A 26464-nucleotide genomic window follows, 5' to 3' on the forward strand; every position below is an offset into this window, starting at 1 on the left:
CTTATATGGACGCCTCCCGGCTTGGCAAGCGATGTTCGATGCGGGCTTCGAGATCTGGCTGCAGACTTATATCCGGCCTTTATTGCAGACTCGGAGTCTGCTGGCCCTGATGGAATTCGCAGGGGAAGGCCTCATCTCCTTGGAGTCCTCGAAGGACTGGCCATCATTCAGGCTTACTTCCCCACGGTCCGACCTGTTCTGCCATCAAGCGCACATCAACCTGCGCAACCTTTCAGCGATCCACCTCCTAAAGGGTTCGTTAATCTTTTACGCGGCCTTGGCCACGTAGTCCGTTTGATACGTCCGGCCATGGGCCAACAGCGCCCAGATCGTTCGTGCCATCTTGTTGGCCAGCGCTACCACCGCCGCATTGAACGGTCGTCGCGCCAGCAACTGGTCCAGCCAGGGATCGCGCACCTTCTGATGCGTCGCCACTGCCCTGGCGCCATGAATCAGCAGCGTGCGCAGATACACATCACCGCGCTTGCTGATCCCCAGCAACTTCACTCGCCCGCCGGTGCCGCTCTGGCGTGGCACCAGGCCGAGGAAGGCGGCAAACTCGCGCCCAGACTTGAATGTCTTGGCATCCCCAATCATTGCTACCGCCGCTGTTGCGGTGAGCAAGCCGACACCCGGAATGGCCATCAGTCGTTTGGCTGCTTCATCTTCCTTCTTCCACACCGCCAGCTTGTGCTCAAGCTCGGCGATGTCTTGGCCCAATGTCTCAATTCGCTGTAGTTGGCTACGGATCGCTTCGATCACCATCACTGGCAACGTGTCTTCCAGCCGCGCAAGCTCATCAGGAATCCGCTCCAGCGCCTTGTGTCGCCCCTTTGGCAGCTCGGCTCCGAACTCGTACAACAGCCCGTGTAGCTGGTTAGTCTGCATCGTCCGCATCTTCACCAACTGCTCGCGCATCCGGTGCAACATCAGCACGCTTTGCTGGCCTTCGCTCTTGAGCGCGACGAACTTCATCCCTGGCCGCTGCGCCGCTTCCCAGATCGCCTGCGCATCGGCTGCGTCGGTCTTGTTGCTCTTCACGAACGGACGGACGAACTGCCCGGGAATCAGCCTGACCTCATGCCCAAGCTCCTGGAACAGCCGGCCCCAGTAGTGCGCACTGCCGCAGGCCTCCATCGCGATCACCGACGTTTCCCGGTTGGCGAAGAACTCGTTCAGTTGCGCCCGTTTCACTTGCCGGCGGCAGATTTCACCGGTAGCGGTATCCACCCAATGCAGTTGGAAAACCCGCTTTGCCAGGTCCAGACCGAATGTCGTAATCTTCATATCGAGCCCTCCTTACCGTTTGTGGTTGTTGCTACACCACCACTTTGGCACTTTAGATGCCGTCAGGTATTGCGAGGGCTCCTGTCGTTCTGCAGACCGCCGTCGTCACCTTCGGGCAGGAGGGAGGCGTCCATTACATCTCCCTTGGATGGCCTGCGGATGGGCCCGGCGGGGAGCCCATTAGATCAGGCCGGAGCTGGATGCGCATTGGCTTCGATTCCGAATCGGGACAATGGCGTGGCAACCATAAAGCATAATAGTTAGAAATTATCTAAATCGTTATTCATATCTCAATTAAAAATATATAAAACCACCAATCGGTTAACGGCAAAGTCATATAAAGAGATTTGTTGCCATGACCCTTCGTCGGCCGGCCGCGAAGATAAGCTTCCGACTTGGTTTCTTGGGTCTATTGTTAAGTGCGGGTTTGGGATCCGGTCGGTCGAGCCGGGCGCAACGCTCCATGGCACTGGGCCGGAGTCACGCCGTGTACCAAGCTGCCAGTGTTCCGTCATCGCCGAACTGTTGACCCCGCCCGCCTTCCCTTCGAGGAGTATTCGATGACGAGGAAGTACATCGACTGCCGCGCGTATCCGAGCGCAAACCATTGCAGCGTGGCGCTATGTGCTGATAGTGAGGAAGAATTACTAGAAGCGGCGGTGCAACACGCAGTGGCGGTCCATCAGCATAAGGACACACCCGAATTACGGACCCAATTGAAGGAGCTGTTTAAAGATGGCACGCCGCCGTTGGAGGCGCCAAAGGTAGGGTGACACCGAGTGAGGCGACCGAAGCGGTAGCAAGGCAGCAGACATTGTTCGAAGGGAAACAACAGCCCGACTAGGAATGGTCGGGCTGTTTCTCTATATGCGTCGGGCGTCGGCGACTATGGCAAAGCGATAGCAGCCAACCCAAGCGCCTAGCCGCCGGCCGGCTCCAGATCGGGATAAAAGCGCGCATGCAGCCTGTCGACATAGTCGCGCAGATTGGGCTGACGCTCTCCCCAATGTCTCAACGGCGTCTCGAAGGTGGGGCAGAACGTGCCGGCGAGAAAAGCGTAGACGGTTGCATCGGCACCACAGGCGTTCTCGCCGAGCAGATAGGGTTTATCGCCCAGCAACGTAGCGATCGCATCGAGGTCGCGCCCCGCCATCTCGTTGATCTCGGCCTCACTATGGCGCCCCATCCCCTGGCCGTGCAGCGACTGACGGACTTTTCGGCGGATCATCGCTACCACCATCGAGCGCATCGGTGCCGGCACCTGTTCGAAGAAACCGAGCGGGCCGCACTGGAAATTGGCGTCGATCATCCAGCGGATGTACACCATCGCAAAGTACAGATGCTCCTCGAACATCTTTTCCACGGACCAGGCCAGCGCCCGCTCCTGCGCCGAGTAGCCGGCGTCGAAGTCGATGCGGTACTGGCGCTCCAGATACAGTCGGATCAGCGTCGAGTCGGCCACCTTCTGCCCGTTATCATCGATGTAGGGCAGCTTGCCCTTCGGCGCTCCGCGTAAGCCGCGGTGGTTAATCTGGTACGGCAGACCGCTCAGTTTCAGCAGCACCTCGGCCTTCATCACGAAAGGGCTCGGGTCGGGCAGGCCGAAATACGGACCGAAGGTATAAAGCGTGATCATCGAAGCGGGCTCCGCAGGCGCGATGATGACAGTGTAGTCAACCGTCCTGTTTCACGCCCGACAGCGCCCATTGAGCGCCTAGCGCCCGCCCTGCCGCTTTAAAAGTGCAGGAGCCCCGGCGCTCATCGGCCAAGGAAGTGCTCGACAAGATGCACCCAATAGCTCGCACCGATCGGCAGCAGTGCGTCGTTGAAATCGTAGACTGGGTTGTGCAGCATGCAGCCGCCCTCGCCCGCCCCGTTGCCCAGCAGCAGATAGCTGCCTGGACAGGCTTCCAGCATGAAGGAGAAGTCCTCGCTGGCGCTCATCGGATATTCCATCAGACCGGCGCGCTCTTCGCCGAAGTGCTGTTGCGCCACCGACAGCGCGAACTCGGTCCAGGCGGCGTCATTGATGATGGCCGGGTAGCGGCGGTGGTAGTCGACGCGTGCCTCGGCCTGGTGGGCGCGTGCGATGTGTTCGGCCAATTCGGTAATACGCTCCTGTAGCAGGTCGCGCACCGCCGGCTTCAGCGCCCGCACCGTCAGACGCAGCTTGACGCTGCCCGGGATCACATTGGGCGCGTCGCCGCCGTGGATGGCACCGACGGTGACCACCGCCATCTCGGACGGGTGGACGTTGCGCGCCACCACGGTCTGCAGGGCCAGGATCAGGTTGGCCGAAGCGACGATCGGGTCGACCGCCATGTTGGGCGCGGCGCCATGGCCGCCCTTGCCGATGATTTCGATCTCCACCGTGTCGGACGAGGCCGAGAACGCGCCGGGGCGGAAATAGAACTGCCCGACCGGCTGGCCGGGCATATTGTGCATGCCGAACACCGCGTCGCACGGAAACTGCTTGAACAGCCCTTGCTCCACCATCACCCGCGCACCGCCCAGGCCCTCTTCGGCCGGCTGGAAGATCAGGTGCACGGTGCCGGTGAACGGTTTGTGCTGCGCCAGGTACCAGGCAGCGCCGAGCAGCATGGTGGTATGGCCGTCGTGGCCGCAGGCATGCATCTTGCCGTCGACCTGGCTCGCATACGGCAGGCCGGTGGCCTCGCGGATCGGCAGCGCGTCCATGTCGGCGCGGATGCCGATGGTCCGGCCCTCGCCGCTCCTCAGGGTGCCGATCACGCCGGTGCCGGCGAGGCCGCGGTGTACCTCGTAGCCCCATTCGGCCAACTTAGCAGCCACCAGGTCGCTGGTGACGTACTCCTCGAAGCCCAGCTCCGGGTGGGCATGGATGCGATGGCGCAGCTCGGCCAGCTCGGCGGCGTAGCCGGCAATTTCCGGCAGCACCCCGCGGGCATAGTCGACAGTTTCAGACATAAACACTCCTACGAATTCGGGGACGATGGGCGGTGTGGCGGAGGGGCGGACCAAGTGCTCGCCGTCCCGGCTCCATCGCCAGATCCAGTTGCGACACTTGGCCGCAGCCGATCACATCCAGAAAAGACATGCCGGTGACGCAAGCGCGGCGCGGTGCGGGAACCGCCCGGGCAGCATCACGACTATTGGAGCCGAGTTGAACACCAGCAGTACCGACATGGCAACCACCACCGCCAGTGGCAACGGCAGCCGCGACCACCGAATGGCCGGCCTCCGGCCCACCTTTCGCTACCCCGTCCAGCCCAGAAACCAATGCCCAACAGATGTCCAGCCACTGCGCCACAAGCAGGCGGTTCAGCGGCAGGACTACACGAACGACTGTCGGCGTACTCCATCACCCGCGAAGTGGACACTCCCGGTTCGACGCCGCTGGCGAAGCCCAAAGTCAACCTTGCCAGCATGATCAGCAGCAGCGAGCCAAGCGCCATCCACTCACCGACAATGGCAAAGCGCTATTGACCCATGCAAGGCGGGGAGGTGCCAACTGGAGCGAGACAAGGCCGAGTTCTCGCAGCTGTACGGCCTAGACGAAGGGCTGTGGACGATGGAGAGTGGCGGGGTGGGCAGCGCCACCGCCCAGTTGCTTCCATCGACTGCTACAGGCGCCACCGGCCCGCAGCCCGTGCCGAGAACTGCGGACTGCTCCACCTACGGGGACTGCTGGCCTGAGCACAGACTATTTCTTCACTGGCGGCGGCGTGACCGCAGCGGGCGCAGCCAACTTGGCACGGGCCTGCGCCTGGGTTTGCTGAATGTTCAATTGCAGCTTGTAGGCCACGTAGTACTTGAAGATGTTGCGCACATAAGTGGTCGTTTCCATGCCGATCTTCTCGGCTGTCACCACCTCGACGTTATTGAACCAGAGGTTCGGGTCCAGACCGCGCGCTTCGGCCAACTTGCGCATCTTGGCGATGTTGCCGGGGCCGGCGTTGTAGCTGGCAAACGCAAACAGGGTGCGGTTGCTCTCGTCGAACTTGGCATCGCTGAAGAAGCGACTCATCAAGTGGTCCATGTACTTGGCGCCGGCATGGATGTTCGGCTCGATCAGGTGAATATCGCCCACCTGCAGTTCCTTGCCTGTCTTGGGCATCAGCTGCATCACCCCGATCGCTCCGGCGCGGCTCTTGGCATTCTGGTCGAGCTGCGACTCCTGGAAGCCCTGTGCCGCCAACATCAACGGATCGAACGTATACTGCTGGCCGTACTTGCGGAACAGGGTTACCGTCGCCTCGAAGCGCTTCAGTTCATCGCCTTCGGTATTGTTGTGGATCTGTTTGATCCGCTTCATGTACCTCGCGATGCGGTAGGCGAACAGCCCCTGCTCCTTTGTTGAAAAGTGGCGGTAGAAATCGTCCAGCTCGGCCTGCAGCTTCGGACTTCCCTTGCGCACCCCCCAGCCACGCAACCCACCGCTGTGCACTGCCAGCGCTGGGTTGACGCGGATATTCGGCAGCACCTGCGCCCACATCTTCGCCTTCCAGTCGTCTACCACGATGACTGGCAACAACCCCGCCGCCAGCATTTCCATCATGTCTTCGTCTTCGAGCGCGTCGGACACCAGCTGCAGCTTCACCGGGGGCTTGCCGGCCTTGGCCAGGCGTTGGTTCAGCGCGACAAGGCTCTCGTAGTAGCTAGACGAGCGTCGCACCGCCACCATCTTGCCCGACAAGTCTTCTACCCTGGCTAGCGTCGGCGAAGCCGGACCGGTTATCACCAGTTCGGACATCAGCCTCTGGTAAGGCGGGACCGCGAAATCGACCAGTTTCTGTCGTTCTGGAGTCACGGTCAGGTTGCCAGTGGCGATATCGGCCAGGCCGTTGGCCACGCCCGGTAGCAGCTTGTCGCGCGTCGTCGGGATGATTATCACCGTGATCGGCCGCTTGCCAAGCTTGGCTGCGTACTTGCGGTTCAGATGGCGCTCGAAGTCGCGCACCAGGTCGGCGGTGATGCCGCGCTCGTGGCCCTTGTCGTTGAAATACAGAGAGCGGCTGTACGGCACCATCACCCGGATCATGCGGTTCTCGAGCATCTGATCGAAATCGCCACGCCAAGGCTTGTTGGAAAAAACGAGGTGGCGTTGAGCGGGAGCGGCCGGCGGCAGGGCGGCAATAGACGAAGACAGCAGAGAACAGCAGCAGAGAGCGACCAGGACAACCACGCAGCGGCGAAACATCATGCCTCCAGACGATGCAAAACGAATGTCGGCGATCGGCTGCAGGCCAGGCTTGAACGTGTATCAGACAGGCTCTGGGTCGACGGCACGAAACGTGCCTCTACGTCGAAGGGGCACGCCAAACACTACTGGCTGTATCCCTTACTGAATTTCTAGCTCATCGTCGGCTCCACCAGCAAGCGAGGCACCACAGCCGATTAGCGCCAGCTCAGCGCCACCCAGCCGCCCAAGGCGACCACCAGCAGGAACGGCAGCGACACCCGGTGGAAGCTGCGCCAGATGCCCGGTGTACCGGCCATGCGCAGCGCGATCAGATTGGCGAGCGAGCCAAGTGCAAAGCCGAAGCCACCGACATTGACCGCGTAGGCGATCAGCCGGTAGGACTGCGAATACTCGGTCAGCAGGATGGCGGCCGGCACATTGCTGATCAACTGCGACAGCCCGATGCCGGCGAGGAACAGACCTGCACCATGCAACTGGCCCAGCTGCGCCAGCAGGTCGCGCAGCAGTGGCAGGCCGGTCAACAACCGGATGTCGACGAACATCAGCGCGAACACCGCGATCAGGCTCCAGTCGACGTCGATGAGCACGCGGCGGAATGCCAGCAGCGCTCCCGCCAGCACGAGGAGCAGCGCATAACCCAGGTGACCAAGGTCTAGCAGCAGCAGGAACGCCAGATAGAGCACCACGCAAGCCCCCAGCAGGCCCCGGCTGTAGGCCTGCCAGCGCTCGCGGGTCACTGCGGAGATGGGGCGCGCCGGAAACGCCCAGCAAGTCACCAGCAAGAGCAGCGTGACGATCGCTAGCGCCAGTGGTGCCATCTGCACGATGAATGCGACAAACGACAGGCCGGACTTTTGCCACAGCAGGATGTTCTGCGGGTTGCCGATCGGCGTGAGCATCGAGCCGGCGTTGACCGCCAGCGCCTCGAACACCACCAGCCGACCGATCGGCAGACTGGCCACGCCACTCAGGCCCACTGTCAGCGGCACGATGATGAACAGCGCAATGTCGTTGGTCAGCACGGTGGACAGCGCCGCGGCTGCGGCCACCAGGAACAGCGCCAGCGAGCGCTCGTGGCGCAACCTCGCCACGATGCTGGCCCCCAGATGGTCGAGATAGCCACTCTCCTCGATGCCCTTGGTCAGCACCATCAGGCCGGCCAGGGTGGCGAGGGTGGCGTAGTCGATGCTGCTCGACAACTGCCGCCAAGGCAGCGGGGACACCAGCATCAGCAGGAAGCCGGCGACGAAAAGAGCATGCAGCAGGCGGTCGCGGCGAAATGAGCGCGTAAACGCGCTAAGGAAAACGGGAATCGGCATCCGCGCGAGTGTAACACCGCCCGCCCTCGGGCGCAGCGAGGCAGACCCATAACGGAAAAGTGCTAAACTGCGAGCCTATCGCCCCTATGTGAGTGACACACGCCCATGATGAAACGCTTCCTGGCCACGCTGGCCCTGTCCTCTGCGCCGCTGTTGGCGCTAGCTGCCCCGATCGTCACCCTCGACACCAACAAGGGTCCGATCGAGATCACTCTGGACGAGGCCAAAGCGCCCAAGACCGTCGCCAACTTCATCCAGTACGTGAAATCCGGCCAGTACAACGGCACCGTCTTCCACCGCGTGATCGACGGCTTCATGATCCAGGGCGGCGGTTTCGACGCACAGCTGCGCGAGAAGCCGACCCGCGCGCCGATCGCCAACGAGGCGAGCAACGGCCTGAAGAACACCATTGGCACCATCGCGATGGCCCGCACGATGGACCCGAACTCGGCTACCGCCCAGTTCTTCATCAACGTGGCCAACAATGACTTCCTGAACTACCGTGACCCGAGCCCGCAAGGCGCCGGCTACGCAGTGTTCGGCAAGGTCACCAAGGGGATGGACGTGGTGAACAGCATCGCCAAGGTCCGCACCGGCAACCAGAAAGGCATGGCCGACGTCCCGACCGAAACGGTCGTGATCAAGAAAGCCACCCTGAAACCCTGAGCACAGGACACACCACCATGATCAAACTGACTACCAACTTCGGCGACATCGTGATCGAACTGGATCACGAAAAGGCCCCGAAAACCGCTGCCAACTTCGAAGAGTACGTGAAGAGCGGCCACTACGATGGCACCATCTTCCACCGCGTGATCAACGGCTTCATGATCCAGGGCGGCGGTTTCACCGCAGACATGGAGCAAAAGCCGACCCTCGACCCGATCGAGAACGAAGCCGGCAACGGCCTGAAGAACGAGCCGTACACCATCGCGATGGCCCGTACCATGCAGCCGCACTCGGCGACTGCCCAGTTCTTCATCAACGTGGCCGACAACGGCTTCCTGAACTTCAAGTCGGCCGACGCCAACGGCTACGGCTACTGTGTGTTCGGCAAAGTGACCGAAGGCCAGGGCGTGGTCGACCGCATTAAGGACGTGAAGACCGGCCGCAGCGGCATGCACCAGGACGTGCCGAAGGAAGCCGTGGTGATCGAGAAGGCAGAGATCATCTAAGTCTTTTCGATCCGCGTAAGGGCCCGGCCTCCCGCCGGGCTTTTTTGCCACGCAAGCCGCTTGGAGCGCCAGCCGGCTTGCGTGGCAGAAATGCCGCCCGCTCACTACACGGACGCATCCCATGGCCATCCATTTCATCTCCGACCTGCACCTCGCCGACGACACGCCGGTGCTCAACGCCCTCTTCACCGACACGCTGGCCGCCTGGCGCGGCAAGATCGACGCGCTCTACATCCTTGGCGACCTGTTCGAGGTGTGGGTCGGCGACGACGACTCCTCGCCGTTCATCGATGCGATGCTCGCTGCGATGCGCGACTTCGCCGCGGTGACGCCGCTCTACGTGATGCGCGGCAACCGCGACTTCCTGCTCGGCGAGGGCTTCGCCGCCGCGACCGGCGCCACGCTGCTGACCGATCCGACCGTGATCGACGCATTCGGCCAACGCGTACTGCTGTCCCACGGCGATGCGATGTGCACCGATGACCTGCCCTACCAGCAGTTCCGCGCGATGGCGCGCAACCCGCAATGGCAGGCCGGCATCCTCGCCAAGTCGCTGGCCGAGCGCCATGTGATCGCCAAGCAGATCCGCGCGATGAGCGAAACCGGCAAGGCCGAGAACGGTCTGTCTGCGATCAGCGACGTGACCGATACGGCGGTACAGGCAACGTTGGTCGAACAGGCCGCTGGCGGCGTGCCGCCGCTGATGATTCACGGCCACACCCATCGCCCGGCTCGCCACGACGTTAGCGCCAACGGCCACACCTCCCAGCGCTGGGTGATCGCCGACTGGCTCGACGGCAAGGGCGGCTATCTGCGCCTTGATGAGAGCGGCGTCAGCGCCCATCCACTGGGCTGAACCTTCCCGCTCCATTGCATGACGGCCGGTCGCTGACCGGCCGTTATTATGCTTAACGCCCAAGCCGACCATGCCCCCTCCCGCGCTTCCCCGCCCCGACCAACCCCCGTCGTATTCGACGCTGATCCGCTTCGCCATCCCGGTGATGCTCGCCGCGATCGCCACCCCGCTGATGGGACTGGTCGACACCGCCGTGCTCGGCCGGCTAGGCAACCCGGCGCTGATCGCCGCCTCCGGCATCGGCGGGACCATCTTCACGGTGATCTACTGGTGCTTCAGTTTCCTACGCTTCACCACCACCGGCCTCGTGGCGCAGGCGGTCGGCCGGCAGGACGACACCGAGGTGGCGCTAGCCGGGCTGCGGCCGATGCTTGCGGCGGTGACCGGTGGGATCGGGCTCTGGCTGTTGCAGTGGCCGATCGGTCATGTCGCGCTGTGGCTGCTCGCGCCGCCCGCCGAGGTAACGTCGTTTGCGCGACTGTATTTCGACGCGCGGATCTGGTCGGCACCGTTCACGCTGCTCGGCTACGCGCAGTTCGCCTGGCTGATGGGGCTGGGGCGCTCGCGCTCGGTGATGCTGCTGCAGCTGGCGATGAACGCCCTCAACGCCGGCCTGTCGGTGCTGTTCGTGCTCGGCTTCGGCTGGGGCATCGCCGGCGCCGCCTGGGCCACCGTATTGAGCGAAGCGGTGATCGGCATCGCGACCAGCCTGCTGATCCTGCGCATCGTGCCGTGGCATCGTTGGCGCGCGGCGCTGGGTAAATCCTTTGTCGCCAGTGCCTGGCAGCGCCTGTTTTCGGCCAACCTCGACATCATGATCCGCACGCTGCTGTTGACCGGCGCATTCGCGCTGATGACGCAGCGCGGCGCCCAACTCGGAACGCTGGAGCTGGCCGCCAACCAGATCCTGTTGCAAGCCTTCATGGTGTGCGCCAACCTGCTTGACGGTTTCGCCACCGCAGCCGAAGTGCACGGTGCGCGCGCGATCGGCGCCAAAGCTCGCGCAGCATTGGTCGTCACGGTACAACGCAACGCCTGGCTGTCGCTCGCATGGAGCCTGATCCTGGCCGCCGCGCTCGCAGCCAGCGCCCACGCCTTCATGCCGCTGATGAGCACCGACCCAGCACTGCGGCACGAGGCGCTGCGCTTCTGGCCTTGGCTGGTAGCGATGCCTCTGGTGTGCATCTGGGCGTTCTTCTGGGATGGGGTGTTCATGGGCGCGGTGCAGACGCGCACGCTGCGCAACGCGATGATCGCGAGCTTCGTCGTCTACGTGCCGGCGCTGTTCGGCCTATCGACCTGGCTCGGCAATCACGGCATCTGGGCGGCGCTCGTGATCCTGATGGCGATGCGCAGCCTGATGCTGACGCTGGCGTGGCCAAAGCTGAAGGCGTCGGTGAGCGAAGTTCGGGTTTAACCACGAAAACACGTAGAAAACACAGAAGAAACCGATAAAGCAGACGCCACTTCTCGACGATGGGCGTCTGCTTTTTTGTGTTCTACTCGGTTTTTGTCCGTGTCTTCAGTGTGTTTCCGTGGCGAAAGATTCAGCTCGAGCAGCTCACTGAGATCTGATCTGCCCATTCCGGCGGAAAGCCCGCGTACACCTCGAATTCCGGCTGCTCTTCGAAAGGCCGTGACAGACAGCGGAACACCCGGTCGACCTCGCCGAAGTCGCCCTCATCGCGCGCCTTGCGGATCGCCTGCTCGGCGATATGGTTGCGCAGCACGTACTTCGGGTTGACCCGGCTCATCGCGGCGCGGCGCTCTACCGGCGTTTGCGGCTCGCGCGCCAGTCGCGCCCGGTAGTCGACAGCCCAACCGTCGAACAGCTCGCGCTCGAGGAACAGATCGCGCAGTGGCGCGTTGAACGTATCGAGCGCGTCGAAATCGGCGAGGCGGCGGAAGAAGATCGTGTAGTCGACCCGGTCGCCGTGCATCGCCATCAAGAGCTTCTCGAGCAGCGCGCCGTCGCCGCCCTCCTGTGTCGTCAGCCCCAGTTTCGTACGCATCTTCGTCAGATACGCCGTCTCATACAGTGCCTGGAAGCCGCGCAGCAGCGCGACCAGTTCGTCCTCGCCGACCATCGGCAGGAAGGTCGACGCCAGGCAGTGCAGGTTCCACAGCGCCACCTGCGGCTGCTGGTTGTAGGCGTAGCGGCCGGCGTGGTCGGAATGGTTGCAGATATGCGCGAGATCGAAGCCGTCGAGGAAGCCGTACGGGCCGTAGTCGATGGTCAGCCCCAGCAACGACATATTGTCGGTGTTCATCACCCCGTGACAGAAACCGACCGCCTGCCAATCGGCGATCAGCCGTGCGGTGCGGGCGATCGTCTCACCGATCAGCGCGGCGTACGGGGTGGCCAAATCGGCCTGCTCCGGGAAGTGGTAGCGCAGCGCGAAGTCGGCCAGCGCCTTCAGCGCGTCGTGGTCGCCGCGGTGGTACAGGTGCTCGAAGTGACCGAAGCGCACGAAGCTCTCCGACACCCGTGTGACCACCGCCGACGTCTCCACCGTCTCGCGGTACACCGGCGCCGGCGAGCCGGTCAGGATCAGCGCGCGGGTCGTTGGGATGCCGAGCGCGGCCATTGCCTCGGAACACAGGTATTCGCGAATGCTCGAACGTAGCACCGCGCGGCCATCGGCATGGCGCGAAAACGGCGTCTGGCCGGCCCCCTTGATCTGCACCTCCATCCGCCGCCCGTTTGAGCCAGGCAGGTCGCCGAGCATCAGCGCCCGACCATCGCCAAGCTGGCCAGCCCACACGCCGAACTGGTGGCCGGAATACGCGGTAGCGATCGTCGGCAACGCATCCGGCAGATTACCGGTGAACAGCGCCACCCCCTCGTCGCTGGCGAGCCAATCCGGGTCAAGGCCGAGTTGTTCGGCCAGGCTGCGGTTGAGGTGAACGAGATGCGGCTGCGGCAGCGGCGTGCTAGCCACGCGGCGGTGCAATACGGGGGGCAGCTCGGTAATACGTTGGCCGAACACGGGCAGGGTCAAGGTTTCCATACCCGCATTCTAGCGGTCGCGAGCCGCGACAAACACGGCCCGCTGGTAGGGCTATTCGGCCAGAGGTTGTTCAGAATCTGTCGCGAGCGGCCCTCGGTGGAGTGAAGAGCAGCGCAGTAAGATTATGAACAGCCGCTCAGAGCCCCAGCGTCGCCGGGTCCAGCCCCCACACCGGTGCCAGTTCGGTCAACAGCGCGATCAGGATCGGGTCGCCGACCCGGTCGGCCGGGTACACCAGCTGCAGGTCGGCCGGCTTCACCAGCTCGGGCACTATCGCCACCTTGCCCTGCGCCACGTGAGCCTGTGCGTCCTCCTCTCGCACCAATGCCACACCGACGCCGGCGGCCACCAGCTCCAGCACCGTTTCCAGATGATCGCATTCGGTGATCTTGCGCGGCGAGATATTGAGCTCGCGCCACAGTTCGCTGCTGATCTTCGACAGGCTGGAAAACTGCGAGATGCCGATCCACGGCAACTTGCCCAGCTCGCGCAGCCCGGCCTTGGCCACCCGCTCGGCCCAGGCGGCCGGCAGCACCACCCGGTAGTCGATCTGGGTCAGCAGCACGGTATTGACGTTGGCGTAGGGGTTCTTGCCCAGGTAGAAACCGACATCCAGCTCCTTCTTGCGCACCAAGTTCAGCACATTGCCGGTGACGCCGTACTCAAGCTTCAGCGCCAACAGCGGATGCTTGGCGGTCAACGCCGCCACCCACGGTCCGACGCGCAACGCGTCGGCCGACAACGTCACGCCGATGCTGGCCTTGCCATTGAGCTCGCCGCGCAGCTCGCGCGCCCGGTTGAGAATGCCGCGGGCGGACGCGAGGATGGACTGCGCCTGCGGCAGCAGCTCCTGGCCGGCCAGCGTCAGCGTCACCCCACCTGCACTGCGCTCGAACAGCGGCATGCCGACATCCTCTTCCAGCGCCTTGATCTGCGCGGTGACTGCCGGCTGCGAAAGGTGCAAGAGTTCTGCGGCCTGCGTCAGGTGCCCCTGCTGGGCAACCGTGACAAAGGTGCGCAGTTGGTAGATTTCCATCCAAAGACTCCCCCTGAATCTGTTTTGGTTGTAGCAGCCGGCCCACACCGCTACCCGCCTGGTCACCAGGCTTTGCGCTATTGTCAGCGCAAAACGCGACATCGCTCAAGGGGATCTCATGCCATCAGCAAATATTATAGCCCTCATAAAAACAGGGGAATTCAGAGTAAAAACACTCCCACAAAATACTGAAAAATAAAGCGTTTTGCAGCGCACCATTCCTGGAACAAATTTCCGCAATCAGAAAATGCGATTAGCTCGACAACCTGCGCCTCCTTACATTAGCTGACAGCGGCAAGCCATGCCGCCTCGCAAAGGAGGACATAATGAATGACGAGATTCTGAAGCGCGTTCAGTCCAATCCCAAGTTCGTCGAGCTGGTCCACAAGAAGACCGGCCTGGGATGGAAACTCACGCTGATCATGTTGGTGATCTATTACGGTTTCATCCTGATGCTGGCGTTCGCGCCCAAGACCCTCGGCACCCCGATCGCGGCCGGTGCCACCACGACCATCGGCATGCCGATCGGGGTTCTGATCATCCTGTCCGCGTTCGTCCTGACCGGCATCTACGTGCGCAAGGCAAACAACGAGTTCGACGTGCTGAACAAACAGATCGTCGAGGAGGCCAAGCAATGAAACCCCAGTTTCCCCGTATTGCCGCCGCAGTGTTGCTCGCCACCCCCGGGCTTGCGCTGGCGGCAGATGCGCTCTCCGGCGAGGTCAAGCGTCAGCCGCTGAACTGGCACGCGATCATCATGTTCTTCATCTTCGTCGCCGGCACGCTCGCCATCACTTACTGGGCGGCACGGCGCACCCGCTCGGCCAGCGACTTCTACGCGGCCGGCGGCGGCATTTCCGGCCTACAGAACGGCCTGGCGATCGCCGGCGACTACATGTCGGCCGCGTCCTTCCTGGGCATCTCGGCGATGGTGTATGAGAAGGGCTACGACGGCCTGATCTACTCGATGGGCTTTCTGGTCGGCTGGCCGATCATCCTGTTCCTGGTGGCCGAGCGGCTGCGCAACCTCGGCAAGTACACCTTCGCCGACGTGGCCTCCTATCGCCTGCAGCAGACCCCGGTGCGCAGCTTCGCCGCCACCGGCACGCTGGTCACCGTGACGATCTACCTGATCGCACAGATGGTCGGCGCCGGCAAACTGATCCAGCTGCTGTTCGGCATGAACTACATCTCCGCAGTGCTGATCGTCGGCGTGCTGATGATGCTGTACGTGGTGTTCGGCGGCATGCTCGCCACCACCTGGGTGCAGATCATCAAGGCGGTGATGCTGCTGTGCGGCGCGAGCTTCATGGCCTTCATGGTGCTGCGCCACGCCGGCTTCAGCTTTGAACACATGTTCCAGATGGCCGTCACCGTGCATGCCAAAGGCCTGGCGATCATGTCGCCGGGAGGCCTGGTGTCCAACCCGGTCGATGCGATCTCGCTGGGCGTGGCGCTGATGTTCGGCACTGCCGGCCTACCGCACATCCTGATGCGTTTCTTCACCGTGGCCGATGCCCGCGAAGCCCGTAAATCGGTGTTCTACGCCACTGGCTTTATCGGTTACTTCTACATCCTGACCTTCATCATCGGCTTCGGCGCGATCATGCTGGTGCTCAACCAGCCGGGCATGATGGAAACGGTGGTGAAAAACGGCAAGCAAGTCACCCAGCTGATCGGCGGCAACAATATGGCGGCGATCCACCTGGCTGACGCGGTCGGCGGCGACCTGTTCCTCGGCTTCATCTCGGCAGTGGCGTTCGCAACCATCCTGGCGGTGGTGGCCGGCCTGACCCTGTCGGGCGCCTCGGCGGTATCGCATGACCTCTACGCCAACGTGTTCCGTCGCGGCCGCTCCAACGAAAAAGACGAGATCCGCGTATCGAAGTACGCCACGCTGGCGCTGGGTGTGGTGGCCATTCTGCTCGGCATCGCCTTCGAAAACCAGAACGTCGCCTTCATGGTGGGCCTGGCCTTCTCGGTAGCCGCTTCGGCCAACTTCCCGGTACTGTTCCTGTCGATGTTCTGGCGCGGTCTGACCACCCGTGGCGCAGTGATGGGCGGCTTCATCGGCCTGACCTCGGCAGTACTCTTGATTGTGCTCGGCCCGACCGTATGGGTAGACGTACTCAAGCATAAAGAGGCAATCTTCCCGTACAAGAACCCGGCGATCTTCTCGATGACCCTGGCCTTCGTATTCACCTGGCTGATCTCCGCCCTGGATACCTCCAAGGCTGCCAACGACGAGAAAGCCAAGTTCGATGCCCAGTTCGTCCGCTCGATGACCGGCATCGGCGCCACCGGTGCATCGAAACACTAAGAACCATCCGGGCCGTCGCATCGGCGGCCCTTCAAGTCTCAAAAGAGTTTAAGGAGAAGTCCATGTCGACCCTCGAATCCATCCTCAAGGAAACCCGCAGCTTCGCTCCGTCGGACGAGTTCCGCCACAAGGCGACAGTGTCGGGCATGGAAAGCTACAACGCGTTGTGCGAACAGGCCGACGATCACTATCTTTCCTTCTGGGGTGACCTGGCCCGCGAACTGGTGAGCTGGAAGAAGCCGTTCTCGCGCGTGCTCGATGACAGCAATGCTCCGTTCTTCAAGTGGTTCGACGACGGGGTGCTGAACGTCTCCTACAACTGCCTGGACCGCCACCTGCCGGTCAATGCCAACAAGATCGCGCTAATCTTCGAGGCCGACAACGGCGACGTCACCCGGGTCACCTACGCCGAACTGCACCGCCGCGTCTGCCAGTTCGCCAACGGTTTGAAGAGCCTGGGCGTGGGCAAGGGTGACCGCGTCGCCATCTATATGCCGATGGTGATCGAGGCCGTCGTGGCGATGCAGGCCTGCGCTCGCATTGGTGCGATCCACTCGGTGATCTTCGGCGGTTTCTCCGCCAGCGCTGTGCGTGACCGCATCCAGGACACCGGCGCCAAGCTGGTGGTCACTGCCAACGAAAGCGTGCGCGGCGGCAAGGTCGTACCGCTGAAGACTACCGTCGACGAGGCACTGGCGTTGGACGGCTGCGAGTCGGTCGAGCGCGTGGTGGTGTACCAACGCACCGACGGCGGCGCCAGCTGGACCGAGGGCCGCGACGTGTGGTGGCACAAGCTCACCGCCGACCAGCCGGAACAGTGCGAACCAGAATGGATGAACGCCGAGGACCCGCTATTCATCCTCTACACCTCCGGCTCCACCGGCAAGCCTAAGGGCATCCAGCACAGCACCGGCGGCTACCTGGTCGGCGCTGCCAACAGTTTCCGCTGGGTGTTCGACTACAAGCCCAACGACGTGTTCTGGTGCACCGCCGACGTGGGCTGGATCACCGGCCACAGCTACATCTGCTACGGCCCGCTCGCCAACGGCGCCACCCAGCTGATCTTCGAAGGCATTCCGACCTACCCGGACGCCGGCCGCTTCTGGCGCATGATCGAAAAGCACAAGGTCACCACCTTCTACACCGCGCCGACCGCGATCCGCTCGCTGATCAAGCTTGGTGCTGACCTGCCCAAGCAATTCGACCTGTCCAGCCTGCGTCTGTTGGGCACAGTGGGCGAGCCGATCAACCCGGAAGCCTGGATGTGGTACTACGAGGTGGTCGGCGGCGGCCGCTGCCCGATCGTCGACACCTGGTGGCAGACCGAAACCGGCTCGATCCAGATTGCCCCGCTGCCGGGTGCCGTCGCTACCAAGCCCGGCTCCTGCACCCTGCCGCTGCCGGGGGTGATCGCCGACATCGTCGACGAGTCCGGTGCCCCGGTCGAGCCGGGCCGCGGCGGCTTCCTGGTGATCAAGCGCCCGTTCCCGTCCCTGGTACGCACCATCTGGGGCGACGACGAGCGCTTCAAGAAGACCTACTTCCCCGAGGAGTTCAACGGTCAGTACTACTTGGCTGGCGATTCGGCCAATCGTGACGAGAATGGCTACTTCTGGATCATGGGCCGCATCGACGACGTGCTGAACGTATCCGGCCACCGCTTGGGCACCATGGAGATCGAATCGGCGCTGGTGGCCAACCCGCTGGTGGCCGAGGCCGCCGTGGTCGGCAAGCCGCACGAGGTGAAGGGCGAAGCGGTAGTAGCCTTCGTGGTGCTGAAGGGCGCCCGCCCGGTCGGCGACGACGCGAAGAAGATCGCCTCCGAGCTGAAGAACTGGGTTGCCCATGAGATCGGCAAGATCGCCCAGCCGGACGACATCCGCTTCGGCGAAAACCTGCCGAAGACCCGCTCAGGCAAGATCATGCGTCGCCTGCTGCGCTCGATCGCCAAGGGCGAGGAAATCACCCAGGACGTCTCGACGCTGGAAAACCCACAGATCCTCGGCCAGCTGCAAGAGAGCGTTTAACCCCAGTTTGTTGTCGTCTCCTTTACGCCGCCTGCGCCTTGCGCCGGGCGGCGTCTTTCTTTGCGGTCGTTCGACCACCCCTTGCATCCCATTCGTTTATCCCGCTTCAATCTATAAAGAGACGACAAGAACGACGCTTGCTTGTGGCAGGCTTATTTCCTCCGAATATAGCGAGACGTAGTAGCAGCACAAGTAACATCACCGGGGGTACGGTTGAAGCGAATACTCGAACACGAGATAATTTCAGGATTTTTTTGATACCTTCGGTATCAGCTACATGAATTTCTCACACTACCTGCTGATCCTGGTCGGCGCGGTGCTGGTCAACAACGTGGTACTGGTGCGCGTGCTCGGCCTGTGCCCGTTCATGGGCGTCTCGAAGAAGCTGGAGGCATCGATCGGCATGGGCGCCGCGACCACCTTCGTGCTCACGCTCGGCGCCGGCTCCAGTCACCTGATCAATGAGCTGCTGACCGCCTACGGCCTGGAATACCTGCGCACACTGTCGTTCATCGTGGTAATCGCCGCGCTTGTGCAGTTCACCGAAATGGTGATCCACAAGACCAGCCCGGCGCTCTACCAAGTACTCGGCATCTATCTGCCGCTGATCACCACCAACTGCGCGGTGCTCGGCGTGCCACTGTTGAACGTCGCCGAAGGCCATAGCTTCGCCGAGTCGCTGGTATTCGGCTTTGGCAGCGCCGTCGGCTTCTCGCTGATCCTGATTCTGTTCGGCGCGATGCGCGAGCGACTGGAAGGCGCCGACATCCCCGCGCCATTCCGTGGCCCGGCGATCGCCTTCATCACGGCGGGGCTGATGAGCCTCGCGTTCATGGGCTTCGGGGGGCTGGTGAAATGATCGGTTTGCTGATCGCGCTGGCCATCATGGCCGTGCTGGCGCTGCTGTTGGGCGCCATGCTCGGCTTCGCCTCGGTGAAGCTCAAGGTCAAGGCCGACCCGCTGGTCGACAAGATCGACGCACTGCTGCCGCAGACCCAGTGCGGTCAGTGCAGCTATCCGGGCTGCCGCCCGTACGCCACCGCCATCGCCGTCGGCGAGGCCGACATCAATCGCTGCCCGCCAGGTGGCGAGGACGGCATCCGCAAGCTGGCAGAGCTGCTGGGGGTCGATTACAAGCCATTCGACGAGGGCACCGCGGCACAGAAGCCCAAGTCGGTCGCGCTGATCAGCGAGGAGCTGTGCATCGGCTGTACGCTGTGCGTGCAGGCCTGTCCTGTCGACGCGATCCTCGGTGCCGCCAAGCAGATGCATACGATCATCGCCAGCGAGTGCACCGGTTGCGAGCTGTGCATCGCCCCCTGCCCTGTCGACTGCATCAGCATGGTGCCAGTCGGCACCACCCTGAAGAACTGGAAATGGGATTACCCAGTAATCCCGATCAAGCCCGCACCGACCAAGGCCGCATGAGCAAGCTTTATACCTTCCACGGCGGCATCGAGCTGCCAGAAAACAAACAGCAATCAACCGGCCGCCCCATCGGCACGCCGCCGCTGCCGGCACGCCTCTGCTTGCCACTCAGCCAGAACCTCGGCAACCCGGCCAAGCCCTGCGTAGCGGTCGGCGACCGCGTATTGAAAGGCCAGCGCATCGCCGAGGCCGACGGCACGGTGTCCGCGGCGCTGCACGCGCCGACTTCGGGCACCGTCGTCGAGATCGCCCCGCGTGCCTTTGCTCACCCGTCTGGCCTGGCCGAGACCGCCATCGTCATCGAGGCCGACGGTCGCGACGAGTGGCAGCCGCGCCAGGGCTTCCCGCTGTGGCAGAGCGCCGAGCCTGCCGAAGTGCGCCGCTTCCTGCGCGACATGGGCGTGGTGGGTCTGGGCGGTTCGATGTTCCCGACCAGCCTGAAGCTCGCCAGCGAAACGCTCGACACCCTGGTGATCAACGGTGCCGAGTGCGAGCCTTACATCAGTTGCGACGATCTGCTGATGCGCGAACGAGCCGCCGACATCGTGGCCGGCATCGCCATCGTCACGCGACTGATGCAGCCCAAACAGGTATTGATCGGCATCGAGGACAACAAGTCCGAGGCAATCGCCGCGATGCGAGCCGCCTGCATGAACACCCCGTATCGCGTCGTGGCGGTGCCGACCAAGTACCCCAGCGGCAGCGCCAAGCAGCTGATTCGCGTATTGACCGGCATCGAGATACCGCACGGCATGCGTTACACCGACATGGGCGTGCAGTGCTTCAACGTCGGCACCGTCTACAGCGTCTGCCGCGCCGTGGAGCACGGCGAGCCGGTGATCAGCCGCATCGTTACGCTAAGCGGCGCGGTGGCGCGCCCGCAGAACGTCGAGGCACTGCTCGGCACCCCGGTCACCGAACTGATGGCGTGGGCCGGACTTTCCCCGCGCAACGACGGCGTGATCTTGGGCGGGCCGATGACAGGCTTCAGGCTGTCTGATCTCTCCGTCGGCATCACCAAGTCAAGCAACTGCCTGCTCGGCAGCTCGCCCAAGCTATTCCCGCCGCGGCCGCCGGCAATGCCATGCATACGCTGCGGCGAGTGTGCTGACGCCTGCCCGGCCAAGCTTCAGCCGATGGACCTCTTCTGGTTCGCCAAGACCAAGGATTTCGGCAAGGCACAGGAGCGCAATCTGTTCGACTGCATCGAGTGCGGTGCCTGCAGCTATGTGTGTCCGAGCCAGTTGCCGCTGGTCGACTACTACCGTTTCGCCAAGAGCGAAATCTGGGCGGCCGAGCGCGACAAAAAGGCCTCCGACCGCGCACGCAGCCGTCACGAGTTCCGCCTGTTCCGCATCGAGCGCGAGAAGATCGAGAAAGCGCAAAGATTGGCCGAACGTTCCACCGCCGCCAAGGCGGCGCCCCAGACGGCGACTACGGCCGGCACGAACTCGCACCTGACCCCGAGCGCCGAGGACAAGTCCGCAGCAATCAAGGCGGCGATGGAGCGCGCCGCCGCATTGAAAGCCACCGGCAAGGAATCGCCGGTGATGCAAAGCGAGGAAGCGAAACAGGCGGCGATCCAGGCGGCGATGGAACGCGCAGCCGCCCGCAAGGCGGCGCGCGAGGCCGCCGGCGAGACGCCGTTGCAGCCACCATCAGCCTCGGACGAGGCGAAGAAAGCCGCGATTCAGGCCGCGATGGAACGTGCTGCGGCACAGAGGGCGGCTCAGGCCGCTGCCAGCGTTGGCTTGCCCGAAACGCCGGCTGCGCCCATCGTGCCGAACAATGTGCTCGACGACGCGAAGAAGGCGGCGATACAGGCCGCCATGGCGCGTGCCGCAGCGAAGAAGGCCGAACGAGAAGCCGCCGAGGTCAACCAGCGCAGTGGGGCCGCTCCCGCCACCAATGCGCTCGATGATGCGAAGAAGGCCGCGATCAAAGCCGCGATGGAGCGCGCGGCGGCAAAGAAAGCCGCCCTCGATACCGCCGATGCTGCACCACCTGCCACCGATACCTCCCCAGCCGCTCCGGCCGCCCAGCCCGCCGCCATGGACGACGCCAAGCGCGCCGCGATCAAGGCTGCGATGGAACGCGCAGCAGCCCGCAAGGCGGCACGCGATGCCGAACAGGGTCGCGACACAGAACAGGACAAAGACTCGTAAGCATGCATTCCCCGCATATCGCTAAGCCGACCACCGTGTCGGTGATCATGTTCAAGGTACTGGCAGCACTGGTGCCGGGTCTGATCCTCTCCGTGTTCTTCAACGGCATCGGCGTGCTGGCACAGCTGGCGCTCGCCACCGCCACAGCCCTATTGGCCGAAGCAGCAATGCTGAAGCTGCGCGGCGTACCGGTCCGCTTCTTTCTACGCGACGGCAGCGCGGTGCTCACCGCCTGGCTGTTGGCGCTGACGATGCCCTCCCTGGGCGCTTGGTGGCTGATCGTGGTGGCAACCTTGTTCGCCATCGTCATTGCCAAGCAGCTGTACGGCGGTCTCGGCAACAATCCGTTCAACCCGGCGATGGCCGGTTTCGCGGCGGTCATCGTCGCCTTCCCGGCCCAGATGGCACAGTGGGCGTCGCCGGGCGTACCGCTTAACGCCCTGCAGCAGCTTGCCTACATCTTCACCCACCAGCTGCCATCGAGCGGCGCGCCCGACGCAGTCGCCCCAGCCACGTCACTCGGCCTCCTGAAAACGCGGATGCTGCTCGACGGCTACGACGTGTCGCAGTTCTTCGCCACCCCCTTGTACGGCCACGTCGCCGGTTTCGGCGGTGTGTGGATTGCGCTCGCCTACCTCGCCGGCGGCCTGTTTCTGTGGCGGCAGCGGCTGATTCCGTGGCAGACGCCGGTCGCCATGCTCGTTGGCGCCGCCTCCGTGGCGCTGCCACTGTGGCAATACGACCCGGTGCACTTCGCCAACCCGCTGTTTCATCTCACGGCCAGCGCAACCATGCTTGCGGCGTTCTTTATCGTCACCGACCCGGTGACCGCACCGACCACGTCACGCGGCCGGTTGATCTTCGGCTTCCTGGTCGGCGTGCTCCTCTATGTGATCCGCGTGTTCGGCGGCATGCCGGACGCGGTGGCGTTCGCGGTGCTGATCATGAATATTGCCGTTCCGTTCATCGACCACACCATCAAGCCGCCCGTGTTCGGGGCCAAGCGCAAGGGGGGCCCGGCATGAACGACGCGCTGCACCAGGCACGCAGGAGCGCCCTGACGCTGCTGGTATTCTCGGTGGTATGCACTGCTCTCCTGGCTGGCACCCATCTGCTGACTGAGCACACTATCAGGGCGAACGAGAACGCAGTCAAACAGACATTAATCTCGCAGACGCTGCCGACCGGCAGCTACGACAATGACCCGGTCGCCAGCGCCGTCGCCCTGTCGCCTGACGATGCCGACATGCTAGGCAACGCCGGTTTGGCCAATGTCTACATCGCCAAGCGAGCCGGCATACCGGTCGCTTTCGTATTCGAGACCCAAGCGGACAACGGCTACGGCGATCGAATCCGCCTGCTCGTCGGCATCAACGCCACCGGCACGGTCAGTGGCGTTCGGGTGATCGCACACAAGGAAACGCCGGGCCTCGGTAGCTACATCGACTCGGGCAGAAGCGAGTGGCTCAGCCAATACGACGGCCGGGCCGCAGATGCCGCCGGGAAGGTAAATAAAGACGGAGGCGACTTCGACCGCATGACAGGCACGACCCTCTCAGCACGCGCGGTCTCCGGCGCGGTCGACCGAGTGACCGCCTATTACCGCGAGCACGCAACGCGTTTCGCGGCGCTGCAGTAAGGAATCCCATGAGTCACGCACAAGGCCAAGCGGCCGCCCCCTCCCCCGCCGATGAGCACCCGTGGCGCACGATCGCCCATAACGGCCTATGGAAACAGAACCCGGGCGTGGTACAGCTCTTGGGGCTGTGCCCGGTGCTGGCGATTAGCACCACCGTGGTCAACGGTGTGTCGCTGGGGCTGGCCACCGCGCTGGTGATGGCGGTGTCCGGTGCCGCGGTCGCGGCGATCCGCCACTTCATCCCCAACGAAATCCGCAGCCCGATCTTCCTCCTGATCATCGCGGCGCTGGTCACCTGCGTCGATCTGTTGATGAACGCCTTCGTGCATCCGCTCTATCTGACGCTCGGCATCTTCATTCCGCTGATCACCACCAACTGCATCGTGCTGGCGCGCGCCGAAGCGTTCGCATCGAAGAATCCCGTGCCCAAATCGGCACTCGACGGCCTGATGATGGGTCTGGGCCTGACGCTGGTGCTCGCCATTCTCGGTGCGATGCGCGAACTCATCGGCCACGGCACGCTGTTCTCCGGCGCCGAACTGGTGTTCGGTGATGCTGGCCGGGCGATGGTGCTGCACGTGATTCCGGCCGAGGCGCACTATCAGTTCCTCTTGGCGAGCCTGCCGCCCGGCGCCTTCCTGGCGCTGGGCTTCCTGATCGCCGGCCGCAATCTGCTCGACGAACATCGCAAGCGCCGTGCCGCACGCGCATCGGCCGCTGCCACTCCTCTGACCGAAGCCCAATGAACGCCGCCAAACGCCGAGCCATCTTCGAACGACTGCACGCTGCCAACCCCAACCCCACCACCGAGCTGGAGTACGACACACCGTTCCAGCTCCTGATCGCCGTGCTGCTGTCGGCGCAAGCCACCGATGTCGGCGTCAACAAGGCGACACGCCGGCTGTTCCCGGTGGCCCCCACCGCCGACAAGATGCTGGCGCTCGGTGTGGCCGGTCTCGAGGAGTACATCAAGACCATCGGGCTCTACCGCACCAAGGCCAAGAATGCGATCGAGACCTGCCGCATCCTTACCGAGCAATACGACGGTGAGGTACCACAAACCCGCGAACAGCTCGAAGCGCTGCCCGGCGTCGGCCGCAAGACTGCCAACGTGGTGCTAAACACCGCGTTCGGCCAACCGACGATGGCGGTCGACACGCATATCTTCCGCGTCGCCAACCGAACCCGCCTCGCTCCCGGCAAGGACGTGCGCGAAGTGGAAGACAAATTGGTAAAATTTATACCAAAAGAATATATGCACGATGCCCACCACTGGCTGATCCTGCATGGCCGCTACGTGTGCAAGGCGCGCAAGCCCGACTGCGAACATTGCGTAATCGCCGATCTCTGCGAATATCCGGCAAAGCCGGTATGATTCAATCAGGTTTACCCGCTTTTCCCGCGGGGTAGACGCCCAGTCATCATTAGAAAAGGAAGCGCCAGTGTCCAGAACGTTCCGCATATTACTGGCAGCGGTGGCCGCGACGGCCGTGTTGTCAGGCTGTGACAAAATCCAGCATTTCTTCAAGGGCGAAAAACCGATTTCCACCGTTGCCGTTCCGGCACAAGAAAACGGGCAGATTGCGATGCTGCTGCCCGACTTCACCCAGCTGGTCGAACGCGAGGGCCCGGCTGTCGTGAACATTCAGGCTGTGCGCGAGGCGCAGCCGGCCGCATCGGCCGGCCCGAATGCACTGCCATTCCCGATTCCGGAAGATGACCCGTTCTACGAATTCTTCAAACGCTTCATGCCGAACTCGCCGCAGCAACAGGAGCCACAGGACAGCGAAACCGTCTCGTTCGGCTCGGGCTTCATCATCAGCGACGACGGCTACATTCTGACCAACTCGCACGTGGTCAATGGCGGCTCGCAGATCAAGGTCATGCTGACCGACAAGCGCGAGTTCAAAGCCAAACTACTCGGCCTCGACAAGCGCGCCGACATCGCCGTGCTGAAAATCCAGGCCAGCAACCTGCCCACCGTAAAGATCGGCGATCCGGCCGCACTGAAGGTCGGCGAATGGGTCGCTGCGATTGGCGCACCTTTCGGCTTCGAAAACTCGGTGACCGCCGGCATCGTCTCGGCCAAGGGCCGCAGCCTGCCGGACGAGAATTACGTGCCGTTTATCCAGACCGATGTGCCAATCAACCCGGGTAACTCGGGCGGTCCGCTTTTCAACCTGAAGGGCCAGGTTGTCGGCATCAACTCGCAGATCTACAGCCGTTCCGGCGGCTTCATGGGCATCTCGTTCGCGATTCCGATCGATATCGCCATCAACGTGGCCGAGCAGATCAAGGCCAAGGGTAAGGTCAGCCGAGGCCAGCTGGGCGTGAACATTCAGGAAGTCAGCCAGGAACTGGCGCAGTCGTTCGGCCTCGACCGGCCGCGCGGTGCGCTGGTGGTACGCGTCGAGCCGAGCGGACCGGCCGCCAGAGCCGGCCTGCAGGTCGGCGACATCGTGCTGTCGGTGAACGGCAAACCCGTCGAGAGCTCGAAGGACCTGCCGATGGTGATCGGCTCGCTGCAACCGAATACCCGGGTCAAGCTGGGCATCTGGCGCAAGGGCACTGAAAAGTCGGTCGATGTGGTTCTGGGTGAGCTGCTCGCCGAGCAGACCGAAACACCGAGCCCGCCGAAACAGCAGCCGCAACCGGAGAGCTACCAGATCGGCAAGCTCGGTCTGACGTTGTCCGAACTGACCCCGAGCCAGCGCAGCGATCTCGGCGTGAAAGGGGGCCTGTTGATTCAGAAGGCACAGGGCCCGGCTGCCCGTGCCGGACTGCAGCACGGCGATGTAATCATCGGCCTGAACCAGAGCGAAATCACCACGATCAAGTCGCTCGAAAAGGCATTGGCCTCAAGCGACAACAATATCGCGCTTTTGGTGCGGCGCCAGGACAGCACGCTGTTCGTGCCGCTACGGCTCGACTGATCCTCCGCAATAATACAAGCCGCCGACCGGGCGGCTTTTTTCATGTCCTTGCAAAATGGACCATCCTGCCAACACAATCAGAACAG

At 63.2% G+C, this 26464-nt stretch carries 24 protein-coding genes; 17 read left to right on the forward strand and 7 right to left on the reverse strand.

Annotated features, from left to right (window positions below):
• Positions 1–289: hypothetical protein (locus QU481_RS03910; RefSeq protein WP_289828580.1), on the forward strand; the 289-nt coding region annotated here is incomplete at its 5' end.
• Here QU481_RS03910 and QU481_RS03915 read toward each other — a convergent pair.
• Positions 268–1287 (reverse strand): IS110 family RNA-guided transposase, encoded by a 1020-nt coding sequence (locus QU481_RS03915; RefSeq protein WP_289828201.1) that lies wholly within the window; start codon positions 1285–1287, stop codon positions 268–270. The two genes, QU481_RS03910 and QU481_RS03915, sit on opposite strands and share 22 nt — an antisense overlap.
• A gap of 560 nt (positions 1288–1847) precedes the next feature.
• Between QU481_RS03915 and QU481_RS03920 the strand changes: the two genes are divergently transcribed.
• Positions 1848–2060 (forward strand): DUF1059 domain-containing protein, encoded by a 213-nt coding sequence (locus QU481_RS03920; protein WP_289828581.1) that lies wholly within the window; start codon positions 1848–1850, stop codon positions 2058–2060.
• Between the two features lie 146 nt (positions 2061–2206).
• Here QU481_RS03920 and QU481_RS03925 read toward each other — a convergent pair whose 3' ends face one another.
• The 4 genes from QU481_RS03925 to QU481_RS03940 all read right to left on the reverse strand — a co-directional run bounded on the left by QU481_RS03925 (position 2207) and on the right by QU481_RS03940 (position 7788).
• Positions 2207–2923 carry a glutathione S-transferase family protein gene (locus QU481_RS03925; protein ID WP_289828582.1) on the reverse strand — a complete coding sequence of 239 codons (717 nt, stop codon included), beginning with the start codon at positions 2921–2923 and terminating at the stop codon, positions 2207–2209.
• Positions 2924–3045: 122 nt separating this feature from the next.
• Positions 3046–4233 (reverse strand): M20 aminoacylase family protein, encoded by a 1188-nt coding sequence (locus tag QU481_RS03930; RefSeq protein WP_289828583.1) that lies wholly within the window; start codon positions 4231–4233, stop codon positions 3046–3048.
• 736 nt (positions 4234–4969) lie between these two features.
• Positions 4970–6322, reverse strand: coding sequence for an MltF family protein (locus QU481_RS03935; protein WP_289828584.1), 1353 nt, complete (start codon positions 6320–6322; stop codon positions 4970–4972).
• A gap of 341 nt (positions 6323–6663) precedes the next feature.
• Positions 6664–7788, reverse strand: a complete 1125-nt coding sequence (locus tag QU481_RS03940) for an SLC13 family permease (protein WP_289828585.1) — start codon at positions 7786–7788, stop codon at positions 6664–6666.
• Between the two features lie 108 nt (positions 7789–7896).
• On the opposite strand from QU481_RS03940, the gene QU481_RS03945 reads away from it, so the two are divergent.
• The 4 genes from QU481_RS03945 to QU481_RS03960 all read left to right on the forward strand — a co-directional run bounded on the left by QU481_RS03945 (position 7897) and on the right by QU481_RS03960 (position 11236).
• A complete protein-coding gene (locus tag QU481_RS03945; RefSeq protein WP_289828754.1) occupies positions 7897–8454 on the forward strand; it encodes a peptidylprolyl isomerase in 558 nt (185 codons plus the stop codon).
• 17 nt (positions 8455–8471) lie between these two features.
• Positions 8472–8963 carry a peptidylprolyl isomerase gene (locus QU481_RS03950; protein WP_289828586.1) on the forward strand — a complete coding sequence of 164 codons (492 nt, stop codon included), beginning with the start codon at positions 8472–8474 and terminating at the stop codon, positions 8961–8963.
• Between the two features lie 121 nt (positions 8964–9084).
• Positions 9085–9819, forward strand: coding sequence for a UDP-2,3-diacylglucosamine diphosphatase (locus QU481_RS03955; RefSeq protein WP_289828587.1), 735 nt, complete (start codon positions 9085–9087; stop codon positions 9817–9819).
• A gap of 70 nt (positions 9820–9889) precedes the next feature.
• Complete coding sequence (locus QU481_RS03960; protein WP_289828588.1) at positions 9890–11236, forward strand: MATE family efflux transporter; 1347 nt, start codon at positions 9890–9892, stop codon at positions 11234–11236.
• Positions 11237–11366: 130 nt separating this feature from the next.
• On the opposite strand, the gene QU481_RS03965 is transcribed toward QU481_RS03960, so the two are convergent.
• Positions 11367–12830, reverse strand: coding sequence for a protein adenylyltransferase SelO (locus tag QU481_RS03965; protein ID WP_289828589.1), 1464 nt, complete (start codon positions 12828–12830; stop codon positions 11367–11369).
• Positions 12831–12966: 136 nt separating this feature from the next.
• On the reverse strand, positions 12967–13866 hold the full coding sequence (locus tag QU481_RS03970) for a LysR family transcriptional regulator (protein WP_289828590.1): 900 nt from the start codon (positions 13864–13866) through the stop codon (positions 12967–12969).
• Positions 13867–14192: 326 nt separating this feature from the next.
• Between QU481_RS03970 and QU481_RS03975 the strand changes: the two genes are divergently transcribed.
• The 11 genes from QU481_RS03975 (at position 14193) to QU481_RS04025 (ending at position 26378) form a co-directional block, all read left to right on the forward strand.
• A complete protein-coding gene (locus QU481_RS03975; RefSeq protein WP_289828591.1) occupies positions 14193–14504 on the forward strand; it encodes a DUF485 domain-containing protein in 312 nt (103 codons plus the stop codon).
• The gene (locus QU481_RS03980) at positions 14501–16186 is read left to right on the forward strand and encodes a cation acetate symporter (protein WP_289828592.1); all 1686 of its coding nucleotides are present in this window, start codon (positions 14501–14503) and stop codon (positions 16184–16186) included. Before QU481_RS03975 ends, QU481_RS03980 begins: the two co-directional genes overlap by 4 nt.
• Positions 16187–16248: 62 nt before the next feature.
• Complete coding sequence (gene acs / locus QU481_RS03985) at positions 16249–18213, forward strand: acetate--CoA ligase (protein ID WP_289828593.1); 1965 nt, start codon at positions 16249–16251, stop codon at positions 18211–18213.
• Between the two features lie 277 nt (positions 18214–18490).
• Positions 18491–19072 carry an electron transport complex subunit RsxA gene (gene rsxA, locus QU481_RS03990; protein WP_289828594.1) on the forward strand — a complete coding sequence of 194 codons (582 nt, stop codon included), beginning with the start codon at positions 18491–18493 and terminating at the stop codon, positions 19070–19072.
• Entirely contained in the window at positions 19069–19641 is a 573-nt protein-coding gene (gene rsxB, locus QU481_RS03995; protein ID WP_289828595.1) for an electron transport complex subunit RsxB, read from the forward strand. Before rsxA ends, rsxB begins: the two co-directional genes overlap by 4 nt.
• Complete coding sequence (gene rsxC / locus QU481_RS04000; protein WP_289828596.1) at positions 19638–21806, forward strand: electron transport complex subunit RsxC; 2169 nt, start codon at positions 19638–19640, stop codon at positions 21804–21806. The genes rsxB and rsxC overlap by 4 nt, the downstream gene beginning before the upstream one ends.
• A 2-nt stretch (positions 21807–21808) precedes the next feature.
• Positions 21809–22831 (forward strand): RnfABCDGE type electron transport complex subunit D, encoded by a 1023-nt coding sequence (locus QU481_RS04005; RefSeq protein WP_289828597.1) that lies wholly within the window; start codon positions 21809–21811, stop codon positions 22829–22831.
• A complete protein-coding gene (locus tag QU481_RS04010; RefSeq protein WP_289828598.1) occupies positions 22828–23445 on the forward strand; it encodes an RnfABCDGE type electron transport complex subunit G in 618 nt (205 codons plus the stop codon). The genes QU481_RS04005 and QU481_RS04010 overlap by 4 nt, the downstream gene beginning before the upstream one ends.
• Before the next feature lie 8 nt (positions 23446–23453).
• Complete coding sequence (locus QU481_RS04015; protein ID WP_289828599.1) at positions 23454–24191, forward strand: electron transport complex subunit E; 738 nt, start codon at positions 23454–23456, stop codon at positions 24189–24191.
• Positions 24188–24820 (forward strand): endonuclease III, encoded by a 633-nt coding sequence (nth, locus tag QU481_RS04020; RefSeq protein WP_289828600.1) that lies wholly within the window; start codon positions 24188–24190, stop codon positions 24818–24820. Before QU481_RS04015 ends, nth begins: the two co-directional genes overlap by 4 nt.
• A 67-nt stretch (positions 24821–24887) precedes the next feature.
• Positions 24888–26378, forward strand: coding sequence for a DegQ family serine endoprotease (locus QU481_RS04025; RefSeq protein WP_289828601.1), 1491 nt, complete (start codon positions 24888–24890; stop codon positions 26376–26378).
• The last annotated feature ends 86 nt before the right edge of the window (positions 26379–26464 follow it).

Origin of the sequence: Crenobacter oryzisoli (assembly GCF_030385785.1) — a bacterium.
In the GTDB taxonomy this organism is placed as follows: Bacteria; Pseudomonadota; Gammaproteobacteria; order Burkholderiales; family Chromobacteriaceae; genus Crenobacter_A; species Crenobacter_A oryzisoli.

What these genes read in the sequence shown, in the direction of transcription:
- QU481_RS03915 (WP_289828201.1), bottom strand. Translation starts at nt 1,287, where the DNA reads ATGAAGATTACGACATTCGGTCTGGACCTGGCAAAGCGGGTTTTCCAA.
- QU481_RS03920 (WP_289828581.1), top strand. Translation starts at nt 1,848, where the DNA reads ATGACGAGGAAGTACATCGACTGCCGCGCGTATCCGAGCGCAAACCAT.
- QU481_RS03925 (WP_289828582.1), bottom strand. Translation starts at nt 2,923, where the DNA reads ATGATCACGCTTTATACCTTCGGTCCGTATTTCGGCCTGCCCGACCCG.
- QU481_RS03930 (WP_289828583.1), bottom strand. Translation starts at nt 4,233, where the DNA reads ATGTCTGAAACTGTCGACTATGCCCGCGGGGTGCTGCCGGAAATTGCC.
- QU481_RS03935 (WP_289828584.1), bottom strand. Translation starts at nt 6,322, where the DNA reads ATGCTCGAGAACCGCATGATCCGGGTGATGGTGCCGTACAGCCGCTCT.
- QU481_RS03940 (WP_289828585.1), bottom strand. Translation starts at nt 7,788, where the DNA reads ATGCCGATTCCCGTTTTCCTTAGCGCGTTTACGCGCTCATTTCGCCGC.
- QU481_RS03945 (WP_289828754.1), top strand. Translation starts at nt 7,897, where the DNA reads ATGAAACGCTTCCTGGCCACGCTGGCCCTGTCCTCTGCGCCGCTGTTG.
- QU481_RS03950 (WP_289828586.1), top strand. Translation starts at nt 8,472, where the DNA reads ATGATCAAACTGACTACCAACTTCGGCGACATCGTGATCGAACTGGAT.
- QU481_RS03955 (WP_289828587.1), top strand. Translation starts at nt 9,085, where the DNA reads ATGGCCATCCATTTCATCTCCGACCTGCACCTCGCCGACGACACGCCG.
- QU481_RS03960 (WP_289828588.1), top strand. Translation starts at nt 9,890, where the DNA reads ATGCCCCCTCCCGCGCTTCCCCGCCCCGACCAACCCCCGTCGTATTCG.
- QU481_RS03965 (WP_289828589.1), bottom strand. Translation starts at nt 12,830, where the DNA reads ATGGAAACCTTGACCCTGCCCGTGTTCGGCCAACGTATTACCGAGCTG.
- QU481_RS03970 (WP_289828590.1), bottom strand. Translation starts at nt 13,866, where the DNA reads ATGGAAATCTACCAACTGCGCACCTTTGTCACGGTTGCCCAGCAGGGG.
- QU481_RS03975 (WP_289828591.1), top strand. Translation starts at nt 14,193, where the DNA reads ATGAATGACGAGATTCTGAAGCGCGTTCAGTCCAATCCCAAGTTCGTC.
- QU481_RS03980 (WP_289828592.1), top strand. Translation starts at nt 14,501, where the DNA reads ATGAAACCCCAGTTTCCCCGTATTGCCGCCGCAGTGTTGCTCGCCACC.
- acs (WP_289828593.1), top strand. Translation starts at nt 16,249, where the DNA reads ATGTCGACCCTCGAATCCATCCTCAAGGAAACCCGCAGCTTCGCTCCG.
- rsxA (WP_289828594.1), top strand. Translation starts at nt 18,491, where the DNA reads ATGAATTTCTCACACTACCTGCTGATCCTGGTCGGCGCGGTGCTGGTC.
- rsxB (WP_289828595.1), top strand. Translation starts at nt 19,069, where the DNA reads ATGATCGGTTTGCTGATCGCGCTGGCCATCATGGCCGTGCTGGCGCTG.
- rsxC (WP_289828596.1), top strand. Translation starts at nt 19,638, where the DNA reads ATGAGCAAGCTTTATACCTTCCACGGCGGCATCGAGCTGCCAGAAAAC.
- QU481_RS04005 (WP_289828597.1), top strand. Translation starts at nt 21,809, where the DNA reads ATGCATTCCCCGCATATCGCTAAGCCGACCACCGTGTCGGTGATCATG.
- QU481_RS04010 (WP_289828598.1), top strand. Translation starts at nt 22,828, where the DNA reads ATGAACGACGCGCTGCACCAGGCACGCAGGAGCGCCCTGACGCTGCTG.
- QU481_RS04015 (WP_289828599.1), top strand. Translation starts at nt 23,454, where the DNA reads ATGAGTCACGCACAAGGCCAAGCGGCCGCCCCCTCCCCCGCCGATGAG.
- nth (WP_289828600.1), top strand. Translation starts at nt 24,188, where the DNA reads ATGAACGCCGCCAAACGCCGAGCCATCTTCGAACGACTGCACGCTGCC.